This is a genomic window from Moraxella sp. FZLJ2109, from assembly GCF_024296965.1.
In the GTDB taxonomy this organism is placed as follows: Bacteria; Pseudomonadota; Gammaproteobacteria; order Pseudomonadales; family Moraxellaceae; genus Moraxella.
Map to the genome: position 1 here is coordinate 228,990 of NZ_CP101112.1, position 21,089 is coordinate 250,078.

General features: G+C 46.1%; 18 protein-coding genes. 5 read left to right on the forward strand and 13 right to left on the reverse strand.

The annotated features are described in order from the left end of the window. Positions 1-13: 13 nt before the first annotated feature. From NKU06_RS01095 to rsmG, 7 genes are all read right to left on the reverse strand, one after another. Positions 14-1,033 carry a DNA polymerase III subunit delta' gene (locus tag NKU06_RS01095; protein WP_254731705.1) on the reverse strand — a complete coding sequence of 340 codons (1,020 nt, stop codon included), beginning with the start codon at positions 1,031-1,033 and terminating at the stop codon, positions 14-16. A 10-nt stretch (positions 1,034-1,043) separates the two neighbouring features. Next, a complete protein-coding gene (kdsB, locus tag NKU06_RS01100; protein ID WP_254731707.1) occupies positions 1,044-1,817 on the reverse strand; it encodes a 3-deoxy-manno-octulosonate cytidylyltransferase in 774 nt (257 codons plus the stop codon). Positions 1,818-1,952: 135 nt separating this feature from the next. Next, positions 1,953-3,062: a tetraacyldisaccharide 4'-kinase gene (lpxK, locus tag NKU06_RS01105; RefSeq protein WP_254731709.1), complete on the reverse strand. Its 1,110-nt coding sequence runs from the start codon at positions 3,060-3,062 to the stop codon at positions 1,953-1,955. A gap of 226 nt (positions 3,063-3,288) precedes the next feature. Then, positions 3,289-4,323, reverse strand: coding sequence for a ParB/RepB/Spo0J family partition protein (locus NKU06_RS01110; RefSeq protein WP_254731711.1), 1,035 nt, complete (start codon positions 4,321-4,323; stop codon positions 3,289-3,291). Positions 4,324-4,380: 57 nt separating this feature from the next. Further along, positions 4,381-4,962 carry a DUF4573 domain-containing protein gene (locus NKU06_RS01115; protein ID WP_254731713.1) on the reverse strand — a complete coding sequence of 194 codons (582 nt, stop codon included), beginning with the start codon at positions 4,960-4,962 and terminating at the stop codon, positions 4,381-4,383. Positions 4,963-4,970: 8 nt separating this feature from the next. Then, positions 4,971-5,747, reverse strand: coding sequence for a ParA family protein (locus tag NKU06_RS01120; protein WP_254731715.1), 777 nt, complete (start codon positions 5,745-5,747; stop codon positions 4,971-4,973). A gap of 48 nt (positions 5,748-5,795) precedes the next feature. Next, complete coding sequence (gene rsmG / locus NKU06_RS01125; protein WP_254731717.1) at positions 5,796-6,470, reverse strand: 16S rRNA (guanine(527)-N(7))-methyltransferase RsmG; 675 nt, start codon at positions 6,468-6,470, stop codon at positions 5,796-5,798. A 233-nt stretch (positions 6,471-6,703) separates the two neighbouring features. Between rsmG and NKU06_RS01130 the strand changes: the two genes are divergently transcribed. From NKU06_RS01130 to argS, 3 genes are all read left to right on the forward strand, one after another. Next, complete coding sequence (locus tag NKU06_RS01130; RefSeq protein WP_254731719.1) at positions 6,704-9,085, forward strand: ATP-binding protein; 2,382 nt, start codon at positions 6,704-6,706, stop codon at positions 9,083-9,085. Positions 9,086-9,231: 146 nt separating this feature from the next. After that, positions 9,232-9,879: an endonuclease III gene (gene nth, locus NKU06_RS01135; protein WP_254732098.1), complete on the forward strand. Its 648-nt coding sequence runs from the start codon at positions 9,232-9,234 to the stop codon at positions 9,877-9,879. Between the two features lie 96 nt (positions 9,880-9,975). Beyond that, positions 9,976-11,703: an arginine--tRNA ligase gene (argS, locus tag NKU06_RS01140; protein WP_254731721.1), complete on the forward strand. Its 1,728-nt coding sequence runs from the start codon at positions 9,976-9,978 to the stop codon at positions 11,701-11,703. A gap of 291 nt (positions 11,704-11,994) precedes the next feature. Here the strand turns inward: argS and NKU06_RS01145 are convergent, their stop codons facing one another. From NKU06_RS01145 to NKU06_RS01155, 3 genes are all read right to left on the reverse strand, one after another. Then, complete coding sequence (locus NKU06_RS01145) at positions 11,995-12,483, reverse strand: flavin reductase (protein ID WP_254731723.1); 489 nt, start codon at positions 12,481-12,483, stop codon at positions 11,995-11,997. 86 nt (positions 12,484-12,569) lie between these two features. Then, positions 12,570-13,598 (reverse strand): methionine synthase, encoded by a 1,029-nt coding sequence (locus NKU06_RS01150; protein WP_254731725.1) that lies wholly within the window; start codon positions 13,596-13,598, stop codon positions 12,570-12,572. Positions 13,599-13,655: 57 nt separating this feature from the next. Beyond that, the gene (locus tag NKU06_RS01155) at positions 13,656-14,618 is read right to left on the reverse strand and encodes a putative oxygenase MesX (protein WP_254731727.1); all 963 of its coding nucleotides are present in this window, start codon (positions 14,616-14,618) and stop codon (positions 13,656-13,658) included. Between the two features lie 233 nt (positions 14,619-14,851). Between NKU06_RS01155 and NKU06_RS01160 the strand changes: the two genes are divergently transcribed. Continuing rightward, positions 14,852-15,544, forward strand: a complete 693-nt coding sequence (locus tag NKU06_RS01160; protein WP_254731729.1) for an AzlC family ABC transporter permease — start codon at positions 14,852-14,854, stop codon at positions 15,542-15,544. A gap of 47 nt (positions 15,545-15,591) precedes the next feature. Beyond that, entirely contained in the window at positions 15,592-15,903 is a 312-nt protein-coding gene (locus NKU06_RS01165) for an AzlD domain-containing protein (RefSeq protein WP_254731731.1), read from the forward strand. An 82-nt stretch (positions 15,904-15,985) separates the two neighbouring features. Here the strand turns inward: NKU06_RS01165 and NKU06_RS01170 are convergent, their stop codons facing one another. From NKU06_RS01170 to NKU06_RS01180, 3 genes are all read right to left on the reverse strand, one after another. Next, the gene (locus NKU06_RS01170; protein ID WP_254731733.1) at positions 15,986-16,708 is read right to left on the reverse strand and encodes a PAP2 family protein; all 723 of its coding nucleotides are present in this window, start codon (positions 16,706-16,708) and stop codon (positions 15,986-15,988) included. 69 nt (positions 16,709-16,777) lie between these two features. Then, a complete protein-coding gene (locus NKU06_RS01175; RefSeq protein WP_254731735.1) occupies positions 16,778-18,400 on the reverse strand; it encodes an MCR-1 family phosphoethanolamine--lipid A transferase in 1,623 nt (540 codons plus the stop codon). A 308-nt stretch (positions 18,401-18,708) separates the two neighbouring features. Beyond that, positions 18,709-20,988 (reverse strand): site-specific recombinase, encoded by a 2,280-nt coding sequence (locus NKU06_RS01180; RefSeq protein WP_253223996.1) that lies wholly within the window; start codon positions 20,986-20,988, stop codon positions 18,709-18,711. Positions 20,989-21,089 lie beyond the last annotated feature (101 nt).

Consider the following 21,089-nt stretch of genomic DNA (forward strand, 5'->3'; position numbering starts at 1 on the left):
TAAAACCATCTATTTACAAATCTTCAGCAGATACAAAATAAGAACTCACCCCAACCATCGCCACCATCAGCCGATCGTAGGCAATTTTTTCTTGGATATTTTGGCTGATGGCGGATTGTACATCATCCAAAGTCTGTGATAAACGGTCTAATACAGCCGTATTTATCGCACCGCCTTGGAATAATGCGTGCAAATCCAAATCGGTATGTAAACATGGCAAGCCTGAAGCGTATCGCCACAGCTCAAGCACCATCATCCGCGACAAGTGGATAAACTGCGCCAAGGGCAATTTCTCCTGCCAAAAACTACTCGCCTGCGATGGGGTGCGCATACCACTTTGTAGTGCGATCAAGGTCTTCAGCCAATTCATCCGCTCAGCGAACCACGCTTCATCAGCCAGCATCTGCGCCATCAAGGGCGCACCTTCGGCAATATCAAGTAGCATTTGCGCATTGGCAACGCCCTGCTCGTCTAGATAAGCATTCGCTGCCGCTGTGTCAATCTGCGTCAATGGCAACAGCTGCACGCGGCTTTTGATCGTTGGCAGCAGTCGCGATGGATAATCACTGATTAATATCAAAAACACACCATAGCGCGGCTCTTCAAGCGTCTTGAGTAGCGCATTAGCAGCTGCGATCGTCAGTGTGTCAGCATGATCAAGTACAATGACCTTTGCGCCATGACCTTTTGACTGGCTATATACCTGCAGTTCGCGAATGTCATCGATTTTGATCGTATCATCGCCACCATCCGTACCAAGCTTACTGGCAGCAGGCAAGACCATCAGATCAGGATGCGTACCCGCCATCAGCCAGTGACAGCTGTCACATGCACCACACGCACCCTGCTCATTGCGGTTTTGGCACAATAGATAGGCGGTCAATCGCCATACAAATGCGCGCTTGCCGATACCTGCCATGCCTGCCGCCAGCAATCCATGTGGCAGATGATGACTCACAAACTGCCCTATCAGCTGCTGCCATGCCTTATGCTGCCAAGTTAGCAGCGGCGCAAAGTACAAATCCGTACTCATTACAGTCCCATCAGTCAAATGCCATCAATGCTTCGATCGGCATGGCGTTCAATCGCTCAAGATCTTCTGGCGTATCCACACCAGCAGGCAAAGCGACTTTGGCGACATCGATGGCAATGCGCTCGCCATTTTCTAATACGCGCAGCTGCTCAAGGCTTTCTAGCTTCTCAAGCACGCCCTGCTCCCAGCCTGTGAATGCCTTAAGTACACGCACACGATACGCATACAGACCCAGATGACGATAAGCATTGACAGGCTTGGTGCTGCCTGTCATCACACCATCACGATCATGCGGAATCGGCGCACGGCTAAAATACAGCGCACGATGCGCATTATCCATCACCACTTTCACCACCGATGGGCGCGCAAATTCATCGCTATCAGTGATTGGCTCACACAAGGTCGCCATCGCACAATCAGGATTATCAATCAACAGCTGCATCACCTGCTCAAGCAGCACAGGCGGCACAAGCGGCTCATCACCCTGCATATTGATAACAATATCATCATCACCAAAGCTCAAATCCGTCGCCACCTGCGCCAAGCGATCCGTGCCAGATGGGTGCGCACCATCGGTCATCACCACATTCACACCTGCATCTTGGCAAGTGGCATAAATGCGCTCATCATCGGTTGCCACGCAGACAGTATCAGCAAAGCTTGCCTGCATTGCTTTCGCCGCCGTCCATAGAATCATCGGCTTGCCATGAATCGGCAGTAGCGGCTTGGCAGGTAGGCGCGTGGATTTATAACGAGCAGGGATAACTAGATGAATTTTTGGCATGGGATAATCCTTATAAAGATAACCACAGGGTGCATTACGCACACCATTAAGAGATAGAATATATTAAATTTACCCAATTTCGGATAAATGCTTTTGGTACATTGATGTGAATACCGCACGATTTTAGCTAAATTATTATTGGTTGATTAATTCAAATCGCTCAATCAATGCATCCATCTGCTGATATGCCGCTTGCGATAATTGTGCCGATACAGGCAGCACCCAGATATTCTCAAAAATCGGATGCATTTGTTCTTTGGCAAGGATACGTAATTTCACCGCGTCTTTTGCTGTAATAATAATCGGCAAATCAGCAAAATCAACCACATCAGCCAAAACAAACTGATGATGATCGCCAAACGCCACCGGTACGACATCAAAGCCCAATTCACCAAGCGTATCAAAAAACCGCTTAGGATAGCCGATACCACTGATGGCATAAATACGATCGCTTGCTTGCGGTGATTTTTTTGTAGAATTAGGCAATAATGGCACAAGCTCAGATGGGTGCAGATACATGGTCAAATCATCTGCACTGTAGCAAGCTGGACTGGTAAATTTCTCATCTAGGCTATAATGCGCGGTTGAAAATTCACCTGTAAAACTTGCTAAGCGCGCATCATGATAGACAATGGTCGCACCATCAAGGCGACTGATCGGCTCGCGCAAAAAGCCTTGTGGCAACAGCTTGCCATTACCAAAGCCACGCGCAGCATCGACGACGATCCACTCGACATCGCGATGCAGTGCATAATGCTGTAAGCCATCATCGCTGATGATTAGGCTGACATTCAGGTGGGTACTTAGCAATAATTCGATGGCAGCTTTACGATTTGCACCCACCACCATAGGAACGACATCACCCGTCTTGGCAAAAATACTTTGGACAATTAGGCAAGGCTCATCACCAACCTGATCAGGCGTACTATCAGGCATTACCATGCGCGGCATTTGGCTACTATCGCCACCATAGCCGCGGCTGATGACGCCCACTTGCACGCCTTTAGCAAGCAGATATTCAAGCATGGTGATGATCAGCGGTGTTTTGCCACTGCCACCGACAGTGATATTACCAATCACCAAAACTGGCACTGGTGCGCGATACACATCGAAAATTTTCTTATGATACAAGGACTTACGCGCAGAACTCACCGCGCCATACAGGGCAGATAAAGGACTTAATAGACTTAGATATGGCGATTTATTTTGCCATGCTGTTGTCAGTGTCAGTTCGGCTTTTTTCATGATAAATCGCTTTTTGGGTTGGGTGGTTAATTTGATGATTTAACGGGTTTTGCAATTGTCTTTTATAGAGTTTACCGTAGGATACACCGAGCGCACTGTTAAAGTACAAGATGCATCGATTTTACCAAAAAGTTCGTGAAAATTATTTCTTTAAAATCAAATACTTTTATCGCCTTGGTGCATATAACGCACCCTACTTTTTATAAACTACTTTTTATAAACCAAGTCACTGACTTAATTTAGCAATCAGCTCATTGAGTTCATCATGGCTATAAAAGAAAATTTCCACACTGCCCTTGCCGTCTTTGCCTTGCTTGAGTTTGACAGTTGCTCCCAGCGCATCAGAGATTTGTTGACTTAGGGCAAGGATTTCATGATCTGGCTGTGTGGCGACTTTTGGCTCTGGATCTAGAATCGATTTGACCAATCGCTCAGCATCACGCACGGTCATGCTACCATCGACGATTTTTTTGGCAATGATGGGCTGCTGCGCATCTGATAGTGATAACAATGCACGGGCATGACCCATATCCATCGCACCATCTAGAATGTATTGTTTGACTTCATCATGCAGATGATTTAGGCGCAGCAGGTTCGATACCGTCGTGCGTGCCTTACCCACCACCGATGCAATCATCGCATGACTCATGCCAAATTCGGTGTGGAATCGCTGCAATGCCGCCGCTTGCTCAAGAACATTGAGATCTTCACGCTGAATATTCTCAATCAACGCCAGCGCAATAGCAATCTCATCAGACAAGACACGCTCAATGGCGGGAATGCTCTCAAGTCCTGCCAATTTCGCTGCGCGCCAACGACGCTCACCTGCGATGATCTCATGCGTAACCGTGTCGCTTGTCTTATCTTCATCACTCAATAGCGGACGGATAACGATCGGCTGCATCACGCCATGCTGCTTGATGGATGATGCCAATTCATTCAGTGCATCTTCGTTCATATCGCGGCGTGGTTGATATTTGCCTGATTGCAGGCGGTTGGTGGCGATTTGTACCAAAGCGACTTTTTCGCCATCTTGGGCGACGACTTTATCCGCTTGATTATCGATGGCGGATTTGGTTGTCTTTTTGGCTTTATCCTTGCTTGCCTTTTGGGCTGACTTGACAGGCTCAGATGGCGTGCTGACAGGTGCAGGCTCATGGCTTGGCGTGTGTGTGCCTGCGATGATTTTTTTCTCCGCATTGATACTACCAAGAAGTGCGTCCAATCCACGGCTACTGCCCAATCCACGCTTTTTTGTCATGATATCTAAGCCTACTTTTTAAAATCTTTACAAAATCTATTAAACTAGCCGATCGCCCTATTCGGCATCCATTAAGCCAAATTGCCAAAACCGCTTAATCTCGCGCTGCTCATACGCCGACAGTGAAATCATCGGCGGTTCAACTGGTTCAACTGGTTCAACTGGTTCAACTGGTTCAACTGGTTCAACTGGTTCAACTGGTTCAACTGGTTCAACTGGTTCAACTGGTTCAACTGGTTCAACTGGTTCAACTGGTTCAACTGGTTCAACTGGTTCAACTGGTTCAACTGGTTCAACTGGTTCAACTGGTTCAACTGGTTCAACTGGTTCAACTGGTTCAACTGGTTCAACTGGTTCAACTGGTTCAACTGGTTCAACTGGTTCAACTGGTTCAACTGGTTCAACTGGTTCAACTGGTTCAACTGGTTCAACTGGTTCAACTGGTTCAACTGGTTCAACTGGGGCAGTTTGCGCTTTTGGAATGAGTGTGTCAAGCCCTTTTTCGCTTGATTTTTTGGCAAGCGCTGGCGTGGCGTGGTGCACATCTTTCACCACTTCATTGAGCTGTCGCCCCGCTTGAATATTGGCAAGCAGGCTATCCAAGCCCCGATTTGACCCCAATCCGCGTTTTTTTGACATGCTCTATCCTATCGAGCTGCCGTCTGTGTCAGCACTTCATTCATCAGCATATGATAAGCGATCGCGCCTTTGGATGATTTTTCATAGCCAAAAATCGACTGCCCAAAACTTGGCGCTTCAGCAAGGCGAATATTGCGCGGAATGCTGGTTTGATATACCAAATCGCCAAAGTGCTTGATAAGCTCAGCCGAGACATCTTGCGCCAAGGTATTGCGGTTATCAAACAAAGTGCGCACCACGCCGCGAATGTGCAGCTTGTCATTGATAGATTTTAACTTCTCGATGGTTGCGATGAGATCCGCCACACCTTCTAGCGCATAATACTCACACTGCATTGGAATGATTACACCGTCGGTTGCCGCAAAGGCATTGACCGTAATCATACTTAGGCTTGGCGCGCAGTCCATGATGATAAAATCATAATCAAGCTTGCCGTTTTTTTGTGCTTGTTCTAAGGCTTGCTTTAACAAAAACGGCGCATCACTCACCCCTGCCAATGACACATCGATGCCCGCCAAATCACGGTTTGCACCAATGACATCAAGCCCTGTTTCGGTCGTGATGATCGCATCTGCCAACGCCACGCCATCTAGTAGCACATCCGCCATGGTGTATTCCAAGGCATTTTTGTCCAAGCCAACACTGGTGGTGGCATTGCCTTGCGAATCCAAATCAATCATCAGCACTTTTTTCTTGGCAATCAGTGCCAGAGCAGACGCCAAATTAACCGTGGTCGTGGTTTTGCCAACGCCGCCTTTTTGGTTGGCAATTGCGATAATATCCATAATAAACCTAAAATAATACTTATAAATTAAATAACAAATTTTACAAAATTAGCGGTTCAAATACACCACGCAGCGATCATCATTAAGCTTTGGCACTTGAATGGTTTTTACGCTAATTTGCCATACATCCAAGCTTTGCTTTTCATCATCGCTTGGCACTTTGCCTTTCATCGCATACAGCATACCATTATCGGTAAGACAAGGCTCAGCAAGGTTTACAAAGTCACTAAGACTTGCAAAAGCTCGCGATGTGATCACATCATAAGCTTGTGACTTATCCGCGTGGTGATGCTCGATACGGCTTGCGATCGGCGTGATATTTTTAAGTCCGATTTCACTGGCGATCTGACGAATAAAGCGGATTTTCTTAGAGTTACTATCCAGCGCATCCACTTGCCAATCATCACGAATGATGGCGATAATCACCGATGGCAAGCCTGCGCCTGTGCCGATGTCAAGCAGCTTGACGCCTGCACGCTCAGCAAACGGCAAATCAGGAATAATCGCCATACAGTCAAAAATATGCTTAATCAGCGCATCATCAGGATCAGTGATCGCAGTCAAATTATACGCCTTGCCCCACAGCAACAGTCCGTCCAAATAGCGCAAAATCTGCAAAGTCTTGTCATCATTAAGCGCGATACCAAGGCTTGCGGCAGCGTCCTTGATAGCGGCAGCGAAGGTGTCAGCTTTGTGCGAAATTTTTGAAAATTTGACAGTCATCGTCATCCAAAACAGTAAAGAAAAATGAAAGTAAAAACTACCCTATTTTATCATGCTTTAATCTGCTAAAATAGCCTTTTTGATGGCAGTGTGCAAGTTTTTGACAAAATGTTGGTGCTTTGGCGATATTTTGTGAAATTTTTACTTAGATTTTGTATTTTTATAAAATTATTTATTTAGTTTTATAAACCTCACCTGACCATCACCAGAATTTAAGAACACCACAACAATTTATGAAACCCGAAGATTATCAAAATTTACTAAACTCTCATAAGCTAGAAATCAGCGCGCTCAAACGCTACACCAATCCCGAGAGCCTACCCAAAAATAGCCGAGTAAAACTACCAAAGCCTGCCATTGACTTTGGACAAAAACGCGCCATCAAAGCGATCAACACCGCGCTTGATATTCGCGCTAATGGCTATCATGTGTTCGCCGTCGGTGAAAATGGCTTGGGCAAACGCACGCTGATCACGCGTCTATTATCCGAGCGCGCCAAAGCCATGCCGACGCCCAATGACTGGGTTTATGTGCATAATTTTGCTGATTCACGCCGTCCAATTGCCATTGATTTTCCGGCAGGATTGGCGGCAAGCTTTCAATCAAAGACGCACAAACTATGGCAGATGGCGAAGAAAAAACTTGCCGCAAAGCTGCTTGGCGATACACACCAAAGCCACATTGACGCCATCAAAAATAACATCACCATTGCCCAGAATGAACGCTTTGCCGCGATCAATGCCAAGGCGGTGAATTTTAACTTAATCTTAAAATCATCTGCTGATGGTCGTACGCAGTTTGTCGCCATCGATGAAGATAAACCCATTGACACCGATGCACTTGCCAAGCTACAAAAGCACCTTGCCAATGCACAGCTTGAGCTAGAAGATCTGGAAGATGCGACGCATGACGCACTTGATAAGCTGCACCAAAGCACAGCAGAAAAAGTGCTTGAGCCGATGTTTCGCCCTGTCTTGACAGCGTTTAAAGATTTTCCAAAAGCCATCCGCCACTTGCACGCCATGCGCGATGACATGGTCAAAAATATCGCACGCATCATCAATGAAGATGATGAAGATTTTGTCCCTGCGGTGCTGTCAGATGTGCCGAGCCGCTATGCGGTCAATGTGCTGGTTAGTCATAAGCCAAATTCAGGCGCGCCGATTATTTTTGAAGATTTGCCGACGCATTTGAACTTACTTGGTCATATCGAATACACCACAGAGCTTGGCACGGTACTGACCGATGTCAGTATGATTCGCGCAGGTGCGCTGCACAAGGCAAATGGCGGATTTTTGCTACTTGAAGCGCAAAGCCTACTTGAGCATCCTTATGCATGGCAAGGGCTCAAGCGCGCACTACAGTCCAAGCAAATCAAAATCTCAAGCCTTGAGCAGATGCTCACCTTGACAGGCAGTCTGTCACTTGAGCCTGACAGCGTCGATTTGGATGTCAAAGTCATCTTGCTTGGTGAAGCTGATCTTTATTATGAATTATTAGAATTTGAACCTGAATTTAATTCAGTGTTTAAAATTCGTGCTGATTTTCACGATACCATCGCGCGCACCACCGAGAGCGAAACAGGACTGGTGTGTAAGATGGTGGACATGGTCAAAGGCTATGAACTGCCGCACTTTGATAATACTGCGATGGCAGCGATTATCGATGAGTTATCTAAGCTTGCCGATGACAAAAATAAGCTTGATCTACACGCCAATCGCTTATCTGCACTGATGGTCGAATCGGCGCGTATCGCGATGATGAACGGCGATAAAATGGTTGGTGCAAACCATGTCAAATCTGCACTTGCTGATATGTTTGAGCGCACAAGCTACCTACAAGAGCTGTATTGGCAAGAGATCGAAAACGGTCAGCAAATCATCAGCACCACAGGGCGCGCCACAGGGCAAATCAACGCCCTAACGGTCATTAGCTATGCTGACAGCGAGTTTGGTCTGCCTGCGCGCTTGACGGCATTGATTCAGCCGAATTTCGGTCATGGCGAAATCCTAGATATCGAGCGAGATGTCGAACTTGGTGGTAGTCTGCACGCCAAAGGGATGCTGATTATGTCAAGCTTTTTGCGTTCATTATTTAGCGAATTTCATGAATTAAACTTCAGTGCATCCCTAGCCTTTGAACAAAGCTATGCACACATCGATGGCGATAGTGCCACATTGGCAGAAGCGTGCGCCTTATTATCTGCACTGGGTGATGTGCCCATTCATCAAAATCTTGCCATCACAGGCTCGATGAATCAGCTGGGTGAAGCCCAAGCCGTCGGCGGTGTCAATGCCAAAATCGCAGGGTTTTTTGATGCTTGTCGTGATAAAGGACTTGATGGCACACAAGGTGTCATCTTGCCTCGCACCAATATCGATCAGCTGATGCTCAGAGATGACATCGTCGCTGCCTGCGCTGCCGATCAATTCGCCATCTATGCCATCGACGACATCCGCCAAGCACTCACCCTGCTCACCGGCATGGCGGTCAATGATAAGAACAAAAATGGTGAATATAAGAAAACCACGCTGTTTGGTAAAATCGCCAAACGCTTGGCATCATGGGAAGATGATGACGATGATAAATCCGATAAAGATATGAAGAAAAAATAATCTATCTTTATCAATAATATGATGAATAATAACCATTGATTATTTAGTAAATTATGACAAAATCAAAAGCCCTAAGCGCTGTCAGAGCCGGCAAAACCAGTAAGCTTGCCACAGCAAAAACCGCCGATACGCCGCCATCACGCCCAATGAGCGAACCAAAGCGTGTATCATTTTTTCAAAAGCTTGCCGAGCATATCAAAGAACCTGTCACTGAGCTGAATTATTCGAGCGACTTTGAGCTATTGATCGCGGTGATGCTCTCAGCCCAAGCCACAGATAAAAGCGTGAACATCGCCACCGATAAGCTGTTTAAGGTTGCCAATACACCGCAAGCCATCCTTGATCTTGGTTTAGATGGGCTAAAATCTTATATCAATTCAATTGGGCTTTACAATTCTAAAGCCGCCAATGTGATGAAAACCTGCCAAGATCTCATTGATAAGCACAATGGCGAAGTGCCACGCACGCGAGATGCCCTAGAAGCCTTGGCGGGCGTGGGTCGCAAGACTGCCAATGTCGTGTTAAATACCGCATTCGGTCAGCCTGTGATGGCGGTAGATACACACATTTTTCGCGTTGGTAATCGCACGGGGCTTGCCACTGGCAAAACTGTCCTAGCGGTCGAAAAAGCACTGATGAAACGCATTCCGACGCAGTATCTGGTCGATGCGCACCATTATCTGATCCTGCACGGCCGCTACACTTGTATGGCGCGCAGCCCTAAGTGCGGTGCGTGCGTGGTGTTTGATGAATGTATGTTTAAAGATAAACAAAAATGGGCAGAGTTAAACTAATGCCCTTTTTGCCCAAAAACCCAAGATTTTTTGGCAAAAATTTGCTATGATAAGCCGTTTTTATTCGGCGAATTTTTATACAATTAACGGTCAATTATGAATATTCAACAGCTTTTAAATGACAAAATCACACAAGCCATGATCAGTGCAGGTGCAGACAGCGATGTCCAAGCACTCGTGCGTCAGTCTGGCAAGCCACAGTTTGGCGATTATCAAGCCAATGGCATCATGGGTGCCGCCAAAAAACTGGGCAAAAATCCTCGTGAGTTCGCCCAAAGCGTCATCGATGTGCTAGATATCAGCGATATCGCCACAAAAGTAGAAATCGCTGGTGCAGGTTTTATCAATATTTTCTTAAATAATAAGTGGATAGAAAATAGTACTACTGCCGCCAATAGCGATGCCAAGTTGGGTGTGAAAGCCAACCAACATCAGCGCGTGGTCGTGGACTACTCATCACCGAATGTCGCCAAAGAAATGCATGTCGGTCATCTACGCTCGACCATCATCGGTGATAGTGTCGTGCGTACGCTTGAGTTTCTAGGCAATACCGTGATTCGTGCCAATCATGTCGGTGACTGGGGTACGCAGTTTGGTATGTTGATTGCTTATCTTGAAAAGATGCAAAACGAAAACGCCACCGATATGGATTTGTCCGATATCGAAGAGTTCTATCGTCAAGCTAAGCTAAATTATGATAATGATGAAGCCTTTGCTGAGAAATCTCGTAACTATGTCGTCAAACTCCAAAGCGGTGATGAGTACTGCCTAAGTATGTGGCGTAAGCTTGTTGATATCACCATGACGCAGTGCCAAGCCACTTATGAGCGTATGAATGTCACTTTGACACCTAATGATGTCATGGGTGAAAGCCTGTACAATCTGATGCTACCTGTCGTGGTGCAAGCACTCAAAGACAAAGGCCTTGCGGTCGAAGATGATGGTGCTGTCGTGGTATTTTTGGATGAATTCAAAAACAAAGACGGTGAGCCAATGGGTGTCATCATCCAGAAAAAAGACGGCGGCTATCTATATACCACCACCGACATCGCCGCTGCCAAATACCGCTATGAGACCCTACAAGGTGATCGTGCGTTGGTCTTTACCGATGCGCGTCAAGCACAGCACATGGCACAGGCATGGCTCATCACTCGCAAGGCAGGCTTTGTACCTGAGTCATTCAGCCTTGAGCATTTTACCTTTGGGATGATGCTTGGTAAAGACGGTAAGCCGTTCAAGACTCGTACCGGTGGTACGGTCAAATTAAACGATCTACTGGATGAAGCCATCGAGCGTGCCACTGTCTTGATCAATGACAAAAACACCGAACTTAATGATACCGAAAAGCAAGCGGTCATCGATGCTGTCGCCATCGGTGCGGTCAAATATGCCGATTTGTCAAAAAATCGCAATACCGACTATGTGTTTGATTGGGATAATATGCTGTCGTTCGAGGGTAACACCGCTCCGTATATGCAGTACGCTTATACTCGTATTCGCTCGATTTTTGCCAAAGCGGGTGTGGATGGCGATACCTTAGCAGGTCAAATCAGCATCACTGATGATAAAGAGCGTGCTTTGGCGGTGAAATTATTGCAGTTTGAAGAAGTACTACTCACCGTCGCCAAAGACGGACTGCCACATCTACTCTGCCAATATCTGTTTGAGCTGGCAGGTGCATTCTCAGGCTTTTATGAAGCCTGTCCAATCCTAACAGCTGATGAGCCAACCAAAACCAGTCGCCTACTGCTTGCCAATCTCACCGCCAAGACGCTTAAGCAAGGTCTTGATTTGCTTGGCATTAAGACTGTTGAAAAGATGTGATTTAATGGTGTTGCGGGGTGTGTTATATGCACCCCACTTTTTTAAATGATTAAGATATTATTTAAATCAGCTGTTCGCACCATTAAGATTCTGATGCGTCAAATTCTAAAAGAAATTTTGCCAAAATTATCATAAAATTCAAACATCTGCGTTCAATTGAAGCATATAGCACATCCTAAATTTTTATTTATTCAAATAATTTCTATAAATTTAAATAAAATTAAGGGCGTATCAATAACGCCCTTTTATCATTCTAAGATAACGATTTGTCCTTATCGGAAAAACAATCCCCTACCCTTGCGCCACCACCGAATGATACGCGCGATCACAATAAGCCAAGCCCTTTGCTGCGCCATCACCTTGCTTAATGGCAATGATTTTACAGATAAAAATACTATGCGTCCCCACCGTCTCAATCTGATCAATCTTGCAATCAAAGCTCACCAGTGATGATGTCAGCACTGGTGCACCTGTGGCAAGTGTCGTCCACTCAGCCTGTGCAAATCGCTCATCAGCACTCATGGCAGATGCAAATGCATTGGATAACTCAGCCTGATCTGCCGCCAATGTATTGACGCACAGCACTTGATTCTTGACAAAATGCTCATAAGAGCGTGCATTACCATTCATACATACAAGCAGCGTCGGTGGCGTGTCAGTCACACTACACACCGCAGATGCCGTAAAGCCATGCCGACCTGATTCACCATCAGTGGTGACGATATGCACCGCACTGACAAGCTTGGACATCGCATTTCTAAATTCTGTATTTGTAATCATTGCTTCACTTATATTTATAAAAATTTGAGCAAAAGTCAGGATTGCTCCCAACTTTTGCTATCAGATTCAATTATCATGCAAATCGCTTAAGACAGTTCAGCACGCACCAGAGCCGCCCCTGCCGCAAGTGCTTCAAGTTTGCCGCGAGCCACAGAGCGAGATAGTGGTGCCATACCGCAGTTGGTGCATGGATACAGCTTGTCCGCATCGACGAACTGTAGTGCCTTACGCAATGTCGCCGCCACTTCATCAGCTTTCTCGATGGTGTTGGTCGCCACATCGATCGCACCGACCATCACCTTTTTGCCACGGATCAGCTCGATCAAATCCATCGACACATGAGAATTTTGACACTCTAGCGAGATGATGTCAATGCTTGATGCTTGAAGTTTTGGGAAGCTTTCTTCGTATTGACGCCACTCACTGCCCAGCGTTTTTTTCCAGTCGTTGTTGGCTTGAATGCCATAGCCATAGCAGATGTGTACGGCGGTTTCGCACTTCAGCCCTTCGATGGCACGCTCAAGTGCTGCTACGCCCCAATCATTTAATTCATCAAAAAATACATTAAAAGCTGGCTCATCAAACTGGATAATATCCACGCCTGCTGCTTCCAGTTCTTTGGCTTCTTCGTTAAGAATTTTTGCAAATTCCCATGCCAATTTCTCACGGCTTTTATAATGCGCATCATACAAAGTATCAATCATGGTCATCGGCCCTGGCAATGCCCATTTGATCGGCTTGTCAGTATGCTTGCGCAAAAATTTGGCATCATCGACGAATACCGACTTTGGACGAGACACCGCACCGACGACCGTCGGCACGCTAGCATCATAGCGGTTGCGGATGCGCACTGTTTCGCGCTGATTAAAATCCACGCCATCCAAATGCTCGATAAAAGTCGTCACAAAATGCTGGCGTGTCTGCTCGCCATCACTAACGATGTCAATGCCCGCACTGATCTGCTCTTGTAGTGACACCAAAAGCGCATCTTGTTTAGCTTCTCTTAATTCATTACCTGATAATTTCCAAGGTGACCACAGTTTTTCTGGTTCGGCAAGCCATACAGGTTTTGGTAAGCTGCCTGCGGTTGATGTTGGTAATAATAGTTTGCTCATGATATATTGCCTTTATAAATTTGTTTAATTTCAAATACTTAATTTGATATACCACAATCACTGAACGAATTTTGCCAAAATATCTGCATAAGGCTTGATGAAATGCTCTTGGGTATATTCACCTTGCTTAATGGCAAGTTCGGTACGCTCAACGCGGTCATATTCTACTTTTGTTAAAGAATAATCTTCGTAAGTCAAGCTTGGTGTATAGACTTCACCCGCCACCGAATTGGCATTATAAATCTCAGGGCGATAGATTTTTTGGAATGCTTCCATCGTTGCGATGGTGCTGATCAATTCAAGATTGCTGTAATCATTTAATAGATCACCTGCATGATAAAATGCAAATGGCGCGACAGATTTTGGTGGCATAAAATAACGAACCTTTAAGCCCATCTTAGCAAAATATTCGTCGGTCAATGAATCAGCTTCTTGCTGATATTCCACGCCCAAAATCGGATGTACATTGGTGGTGCGATGATAAGTCTTAGTGGTTGAGACACTTAGGCAAATCACTGGGGCTTTTTTAAATTTCTCTGTATAAGCATCTGATGTTAAGATTTGTTTAAAAAGCTCGCCATGCAGTACGCCATAATCATCTGGCACGCTAAAAGTCGGTTTGTCTTGATTATACTCACGCAGTAGCACGCTAAAATCATAATCGCGCACATAAGATGAAAAGCTGTTGCCGATGATGCCGTCGATTGTTTGACCAGTTTTATGGTCAATGACGCTGGTGTGTAGCATCTCAATCGCTGGAAAAAACTCACCATCACCGACGACATCAATATCTGCTGAGACAATCTCAAGCTCAACGCTATAACGGTTGGCGGTCGGATTATCCCAATTTGCCAAATCATTGAATCGCTTATCGATCATGCGTATGACATTTTGTAGATTTTCTTTACGATTATCACCACGCGCAAGGTTGGCAAAGTTGGTGGTCAAGCGCGTACTTTGGGCAGGGATATAATTTTCGTCAAATTTTAGCGTTTTGACTTGGTAGCTTAATGTGGTCATATTGCACCTATTTTCATTGTGAATTTGGATGAATTTCGAACAGGACATATTAAACCGCATTTTTAACATGAATACAATTGATATATTTTTGAAAAAAGATGAATATTTTTCAATTTATAATGCCACACTACTATTTTCAATACATTTGGCGCGGTAAAATTACTTGAGAAACAGTGAATTTAAGTTATAATAAGCGTTTTTACATAACCATCTCTGATTATTTAGCCTAATTTATGACCCAATCCAACCGCGCCGCCTTTCTCCAAGGCTGTCAATCCGCCCTGCCCATCGCCTTAGGCTATATTCCTGTGGCGATTGCTTTTGGCATGGCGACGACTGCGGCAGGATTTCCCACTTGGGTAATCGTGGCGATGAGCCTGTTTATCTACGCAGGTGCAAGTCAGTTTTTGTTATTTGCATCGATCGTAAGCGGTGCTAGTGCGCTTGCCGTCGTGGGCTTGTGCGCACTGCTCGACTCGCGCCATCTGCTGTATGCACCCTTGATGAAGCGCCACTTAAAAAACAGCGATGGTATGGTGTGGGTCGCGCCGCTGATTACCGATGAAGTTTTTGCTACATCGATGGCGAAACTTAAAGACATCGACAACCAAAAACCGTGGCTTGTCGGGCTTGCCTTGGTGTCGTGGACATCGTGGTGGGGTGGGACTATTGTCGGGATTTTTGGTGGCAAGCTGCTTGCTAATTATCCGACGATGAGCGCGACGATGAATTTTGCATTTGTTGCACTGTTTGTTTCATTATCGACGCACGCTTTTATCAGTGAGCCACGCTTTCGCATTGCGCTGATTGTATCTGCAATCGTGGCGGTGATTTGTACACAGTTTGGACATGGCGAGATTGCGCTGTTGGTAGCGGGATTTGCAGGGGTGTTGGTGCAGTTGATAATTAGCAGGTTTATTCGATAATGTTTAGTAATGCTAACTTTTCCACTTTAGTGATTTCGGTTGCAGCAATGGCGATTTTGACTGCTTTGTCTCGCGCTTTGCCATTTTTATTATCGGACAACTCACCGATCATTCGCTTTTTTACTGCTGAAAATTCACCACTTGCACCATTAGGTGGTGCGATTATCGTGGCGATGACGATGGTGCTGATGCTACCGTTTTTTGAGTCGCCGACTGAGCATAGTCCGCTGATTGCCACTATTTGCGGTATCATTGCTACTGTGCTTGCCACCGCTCGTGGCATCAATACCGGCATGAGCGTAATCATCGGCATGGCGGGGTTTTTGATCGGCGTGATGGTGGATAAGGTGATTTTATAAGGATTTGAAAATCAATCCATTAGATCGATAAAAACGGGGTGCTTAAAACACACCCTTTTTTATTGTAAAATTTTCTAAACGATTAAACTTGTTCACCCTTCTTAAAAAACACCCACGCAAGCCCTGCCGACATCGCCCACGCAAGCATCATCGACACCACCGTATGGCTCAAAAAATGATCGCCAATCATCATCTTGTAGCAGCCCATCGCCCAGCCCAATGCCATCATCGCGATGGTGATCGCACTGCGACGATGACGCAAACTTGGCACAAAAGCAAAGGCAAACAGTGCAAATCCGCTACTGGCGTGCGCCGCAGGAAAGCACTTGGCAGGAATGGTGTTACGCATACTATCAAGCATCGGCAAATATGGCAGCGTACCATCAAAAATCGTCAAATGCACAGGGCAGGCCACATGCGTATAAGCCTTCAATGATGCGACAACCGTCGGCACTAGAATCATAGTCAGCACCAGATACACAAGCTCACGCACGCGAAATTTTGCCACTGGGACAAGCCACTTGGCAGTGATGGCATTGCCCTTTTTCTCATGATAAGCGCGGTAAATGGTCGCAACCAGCAAGTAAATCAGCATCGCCATCAGTAGCTTTTTTAGTCCAGAATACAGCAGTAAATCGGGCAAAAAAGCTTGCTTGGCAACCATCCAATGCCCCATACCCAGATAGAACCAATCAGCGACCATCAGATCAATCTGACTATGTTCAAGGGTCAGCGCAGCAACGATCGCCATGACAAGAGCGATGCTCATCTCGACAAGCAGGCGTTTATTTGATAAATACGGCATAACAAACCCCACCCCACCGCCCTTAATACGAATGATTGTGCGGTGGGTTTGGAAAAATAAAGGGAGAAATCAGCGGATGAATGCGTTGCGGTCTTTGACTTTATCCGCGGTAACATCGAACAGCTTTAATAATGTCGGCGTAATCGCATCATGTGTCAGTGCGGTGTCACTGGCAGTTGGCGTGAACGATGAATTATTTGACCAAAAGAATGCCGGTACCGCTCGTTGTTCTTTTGGTGCAAAGGCATTTGGCATACCATGCAGATAGACACCATTTTCACCCAGACTCTCACCGTGGTCGCTGACATACAGCATCGAGACATCATAGGCATTGCTGTGCATCTGTAACCACTGGATACTTTGAGCGATGAAATCATCGGTGGCAAGCAAGGCATTGTCATAAGCATTGATCAAGGACTGATGTTCGCACTTGGCAAGCTCATTACCTTCACACACTGGCGTGAATTTGGCAAACTTTTCATCATATCGCTTAAAATACGCAGGTCCGTGATTGCCCATTTGGTGCAGCATGATCAGCATATCTTTGCCAGTATTGGCAGCGACAAAGTCATCTAAGCCAACGAGCATACCGACATCGCGGCATTCGTTATAAGGATTGGTGTTACAGATGGTGTTGTTGGTTGCGGATTTATAATCGGCAAATTGCGCTTTTGGCAGCTTATCCATCACGCCTTTTGAGTCTGAATTATTATCACGCCACAAGATGCTCACGCCCAAGCGATCCAGCGTATCAAGCACATTTTCTTGGTACTTGGCGGTATCGACATCGTACTCATCCGCGCCTAAATAGCTGAACATACACGGCACAGAGTATGCCGTCGATGTGCCACACGATGTCACTTGGCTAAAATTGGTCACGCCATCGATCTTGGCAAGCTGCGGGAAAGTATCGCGCTCATAGCCATTGAAGCTGACATGATCGGCGCGTGCCGTCTCACCGACGACGAACACCACTAGGCGTGGCTTACGCATATCAGGCTTGGTTGCTTGTACCGCGTCTTTGGCGTGATAAATGGTATCTTTTGGCGCACTGGCTTTTTTATACTCAATACTGGCAAGCTTACCCACCGAGTAGATTGGCATGATCGGATTGACATAGCTACGCAGCGGCTTATGCACGCGAAAGAAACTGGCATAATGACTGCTGAACGCCACCACAGGCAGTAAAATCAGCGCAAGACTTGCCACGATCAAGCCCAATCGGCGCATCAAACCCTTGCCCCAAGTCGGATAATCCACCTTGACAAAAGCCACAAGCAAACTTGGTAACACGCCCAAGCCAATGATACGCATGATAAACGCTGCGTTTAATAGATCCTTGGTCTCGGCTTGGTCGGTCTGTAGGGCATTTTGGAGCATGGTCGTGTCATAGACCGTGCCATAAGTGTCAGTAAAATAACTGGTCACCGCGCCCATGATTAATAGCAAAATCAACACAGGCTTTAGCACATAGCGATACGATGATAACAGCGTGGTGATCAGTAGCATCGCGCCAAAGAGCACGACAGCGATCGTCAGCACAAAGCCGAGATTGTCCGCGATGGGATAGGTTTGGCTGATTTTATCAAAAAAGGTAAGATTGGCGGTCGCGGTCAAGAAAACGGAAACACTTGCCACAAGAACAAACGGACTGACCGAGCGTCGGTACCACACAGAAGTATGCTGCACCATGAGAAACTACTCAAAAAATAAACGGTGGGATAATTGCGGCAATTATACTGCAATTTTTTAAGAAATCCAGTACAATTTATCTGATATAAAAAATTATGCGATACAGAAATATTTCAGAAATTTTATTAGTAGTCATTGCACAATCCCATACTGGATATACACTTGAGAGTATTTATAATTTGTATATAAAATTGATAATTATTCGCACTATTCCGATAGATTGACAAGCTGACATAAAAAAATGACGAAAAGCAAAAGTTTTCGTCATTGTGATGATATTGGCTATTAATTATCCAATGTCTTGTGCATTATTTAGGCAGCTTTGGTTTGACATCAGGTTTTGGTAATGAATTTGGCGTGCAATCATCGCTGCTCTGACCATCGATCAGCGGTACGCCATTTTCGCCACACACAGGTTCAAAGGTTGCTTCGATGATGTCATTTTTGATCTCTTGGGCGTCTTTTGGCTTAAAGTGCAGACGACGCACGATGGCATCAGAGAAAAACTGCGTTTCTTTGTCTTTGACTTCATCGAAAATGATCTCACCATCGCTGTTGATTTTGGCGTATTTGACCGTTTCTTTGCGCGGCCAAAAAAAGTCAAGCGGATGCTTTACAAAATGGCTAAATACCATGCTGTTAAGCTTTTTCCATTCAAAAAAGCGCACGCCTTTTGAACGCAGTGCCACCATCAAGGCAAGCGAGAAGCTCACCATCAAGTTCACCATACCAATCAGCAGCACACCGATGAACGACAGCGTAATCACTTGCCAAGTCAGATCCTGCGGCGCAAGATGATAAATGCCGTGAATGAAGTTCGCCGATGCAAAGGCAATGTGGCGAATATCCAGCGGCAAGCCAAGCATATAGCCGACGGTCGCGGTACTACCAAGGAAACAACCAAAAATAAAGTTCCCCATGATCGCACCTAGGTTTGCTTCGACGAAATCGCCAAGCTTGTTCTGCCAAGAGCTTGACATCACTGACTGTAGCCACGGATGGCGTTTAATGCGCTCGCCGATTTTATTGTACGCCGCCAAGTTATCATAATAACCTGAAATCAAGCCTGAAACAAACAAGAACACACCTGCAATGGCTGCGTGCGGCAAGGACAGTGAGCGAATCGGATCAAGGTCATGCAATAGATGAGCTGCCATCTTGCCATCGATCATCGGCGCACCATGCAGATACTGCCAAGTCCACGCGATCACGAACGCCACCGGCATCGCCACCGAGATATTACCCATGATTGCCACGAACTGCGTACGCAAAATATCGACGATCAGCTCAGCAAGCTTCGTCAGTTGTTGGGATTTTTTGCCCGAGCCTTCTGAGATAGTGGACGCGATCGCAGCTGCTGTCATCGCAGGCTGCTTGGTTGCGACCGTGCCTTTGGCGATATGAATAAACACAAAGCCCAAGCCATAGATCATGCTGTTCATGAATGCCTTGCCGATCGGCGCAAGCACCAAGTACGAGCCAAGCACCTTCAATGTCGCCATAAAGCCGATGAACAGACCACCGATGGCGGCTTTTTTTGACATTTTCATAAAGCCTGCGCGGTCGGTACTGATGTAGTTCTCACCGACGCGACTGGCGTTCTCAGTCACTTTACGCGACAGAAGCTTGGTGTTACTTTCGATCAATGAGCTAAAGCGATAGCGCGTGTTCGCCGTGCGCACCACTTGGGTCATCAGCTCAATCACCGCCTTATCACGGTTTTTGTCTTTATCCGTCACAAGACTCACCAGTACCTGCATACGGTGCAAGCTCTGCTCAAGACGCACAAGCAAATTGGTCATGCGAATCGAGATGCCTGTCTTGTACACGCGTTTACGCACGCGGGTGACGATGTCTTGGCACTGCTCAACCATCACCAATAATGGCGCAGGATCGATGTCCACTTCAGGCATGACATCGGTCATCTCATCGAGATGGTGCGACTGGCGATACTGATTGACGAACAGTGTCGCTTCTTGGTTCTGCGCCACGAACGCTGCTGAGTGATTGAGCAGTTCTGGATAAAATTCCATCAGCTCAGGATGCAGACCCATGCCACTGATGCGATAAGATAAGATGACGATAGCGTTTAGAATGTTGTTCTTGATCTGCGCGACCAAGTTTAGATCATGCTTACCCACCTGCACCAGATCCACCAGTCGATCCCATTTTTCAGCATCGATATTAGCAATCCAGCGGTAGTCATTTTTATGATCAAACAGATCATTGGCAAGCTCCACCACCAGCTCTTCGTTGGGCAATAATGGCAAAAAACGATGTCCGACAAGCTTATTGACACTGCCAAAAAAAGTCTCATCAGACGCGATGCCCGCATCGGTATATAGTGGAATTTGGCGATATTGCGTAATCAAGCGCAGCATGAAAGCCGCCAAGCCCTGACCGTATTCAGGGTTGGCTTGTAATAATTCGATCAACTCATCAAACTTGGCATTGGCAGCATCGACATCATCGGCATCGACACGCAGTGCATCAACCAAGCGCTTTAGTGATGCAGGCTCGGGTAGTTCTTGTAGTTTGACGATGTATTGTAAAATATGTTCTAAATCGTGATTATGCGATAGCGTCACAAAGTACTCCACTTGTTGGCGGTATCGTACCGCTCTGTACAAAATTTGTACAATTTTTCTCAATCTTTGGTAGGACACTCTAACACACTTGGGCAATTTTG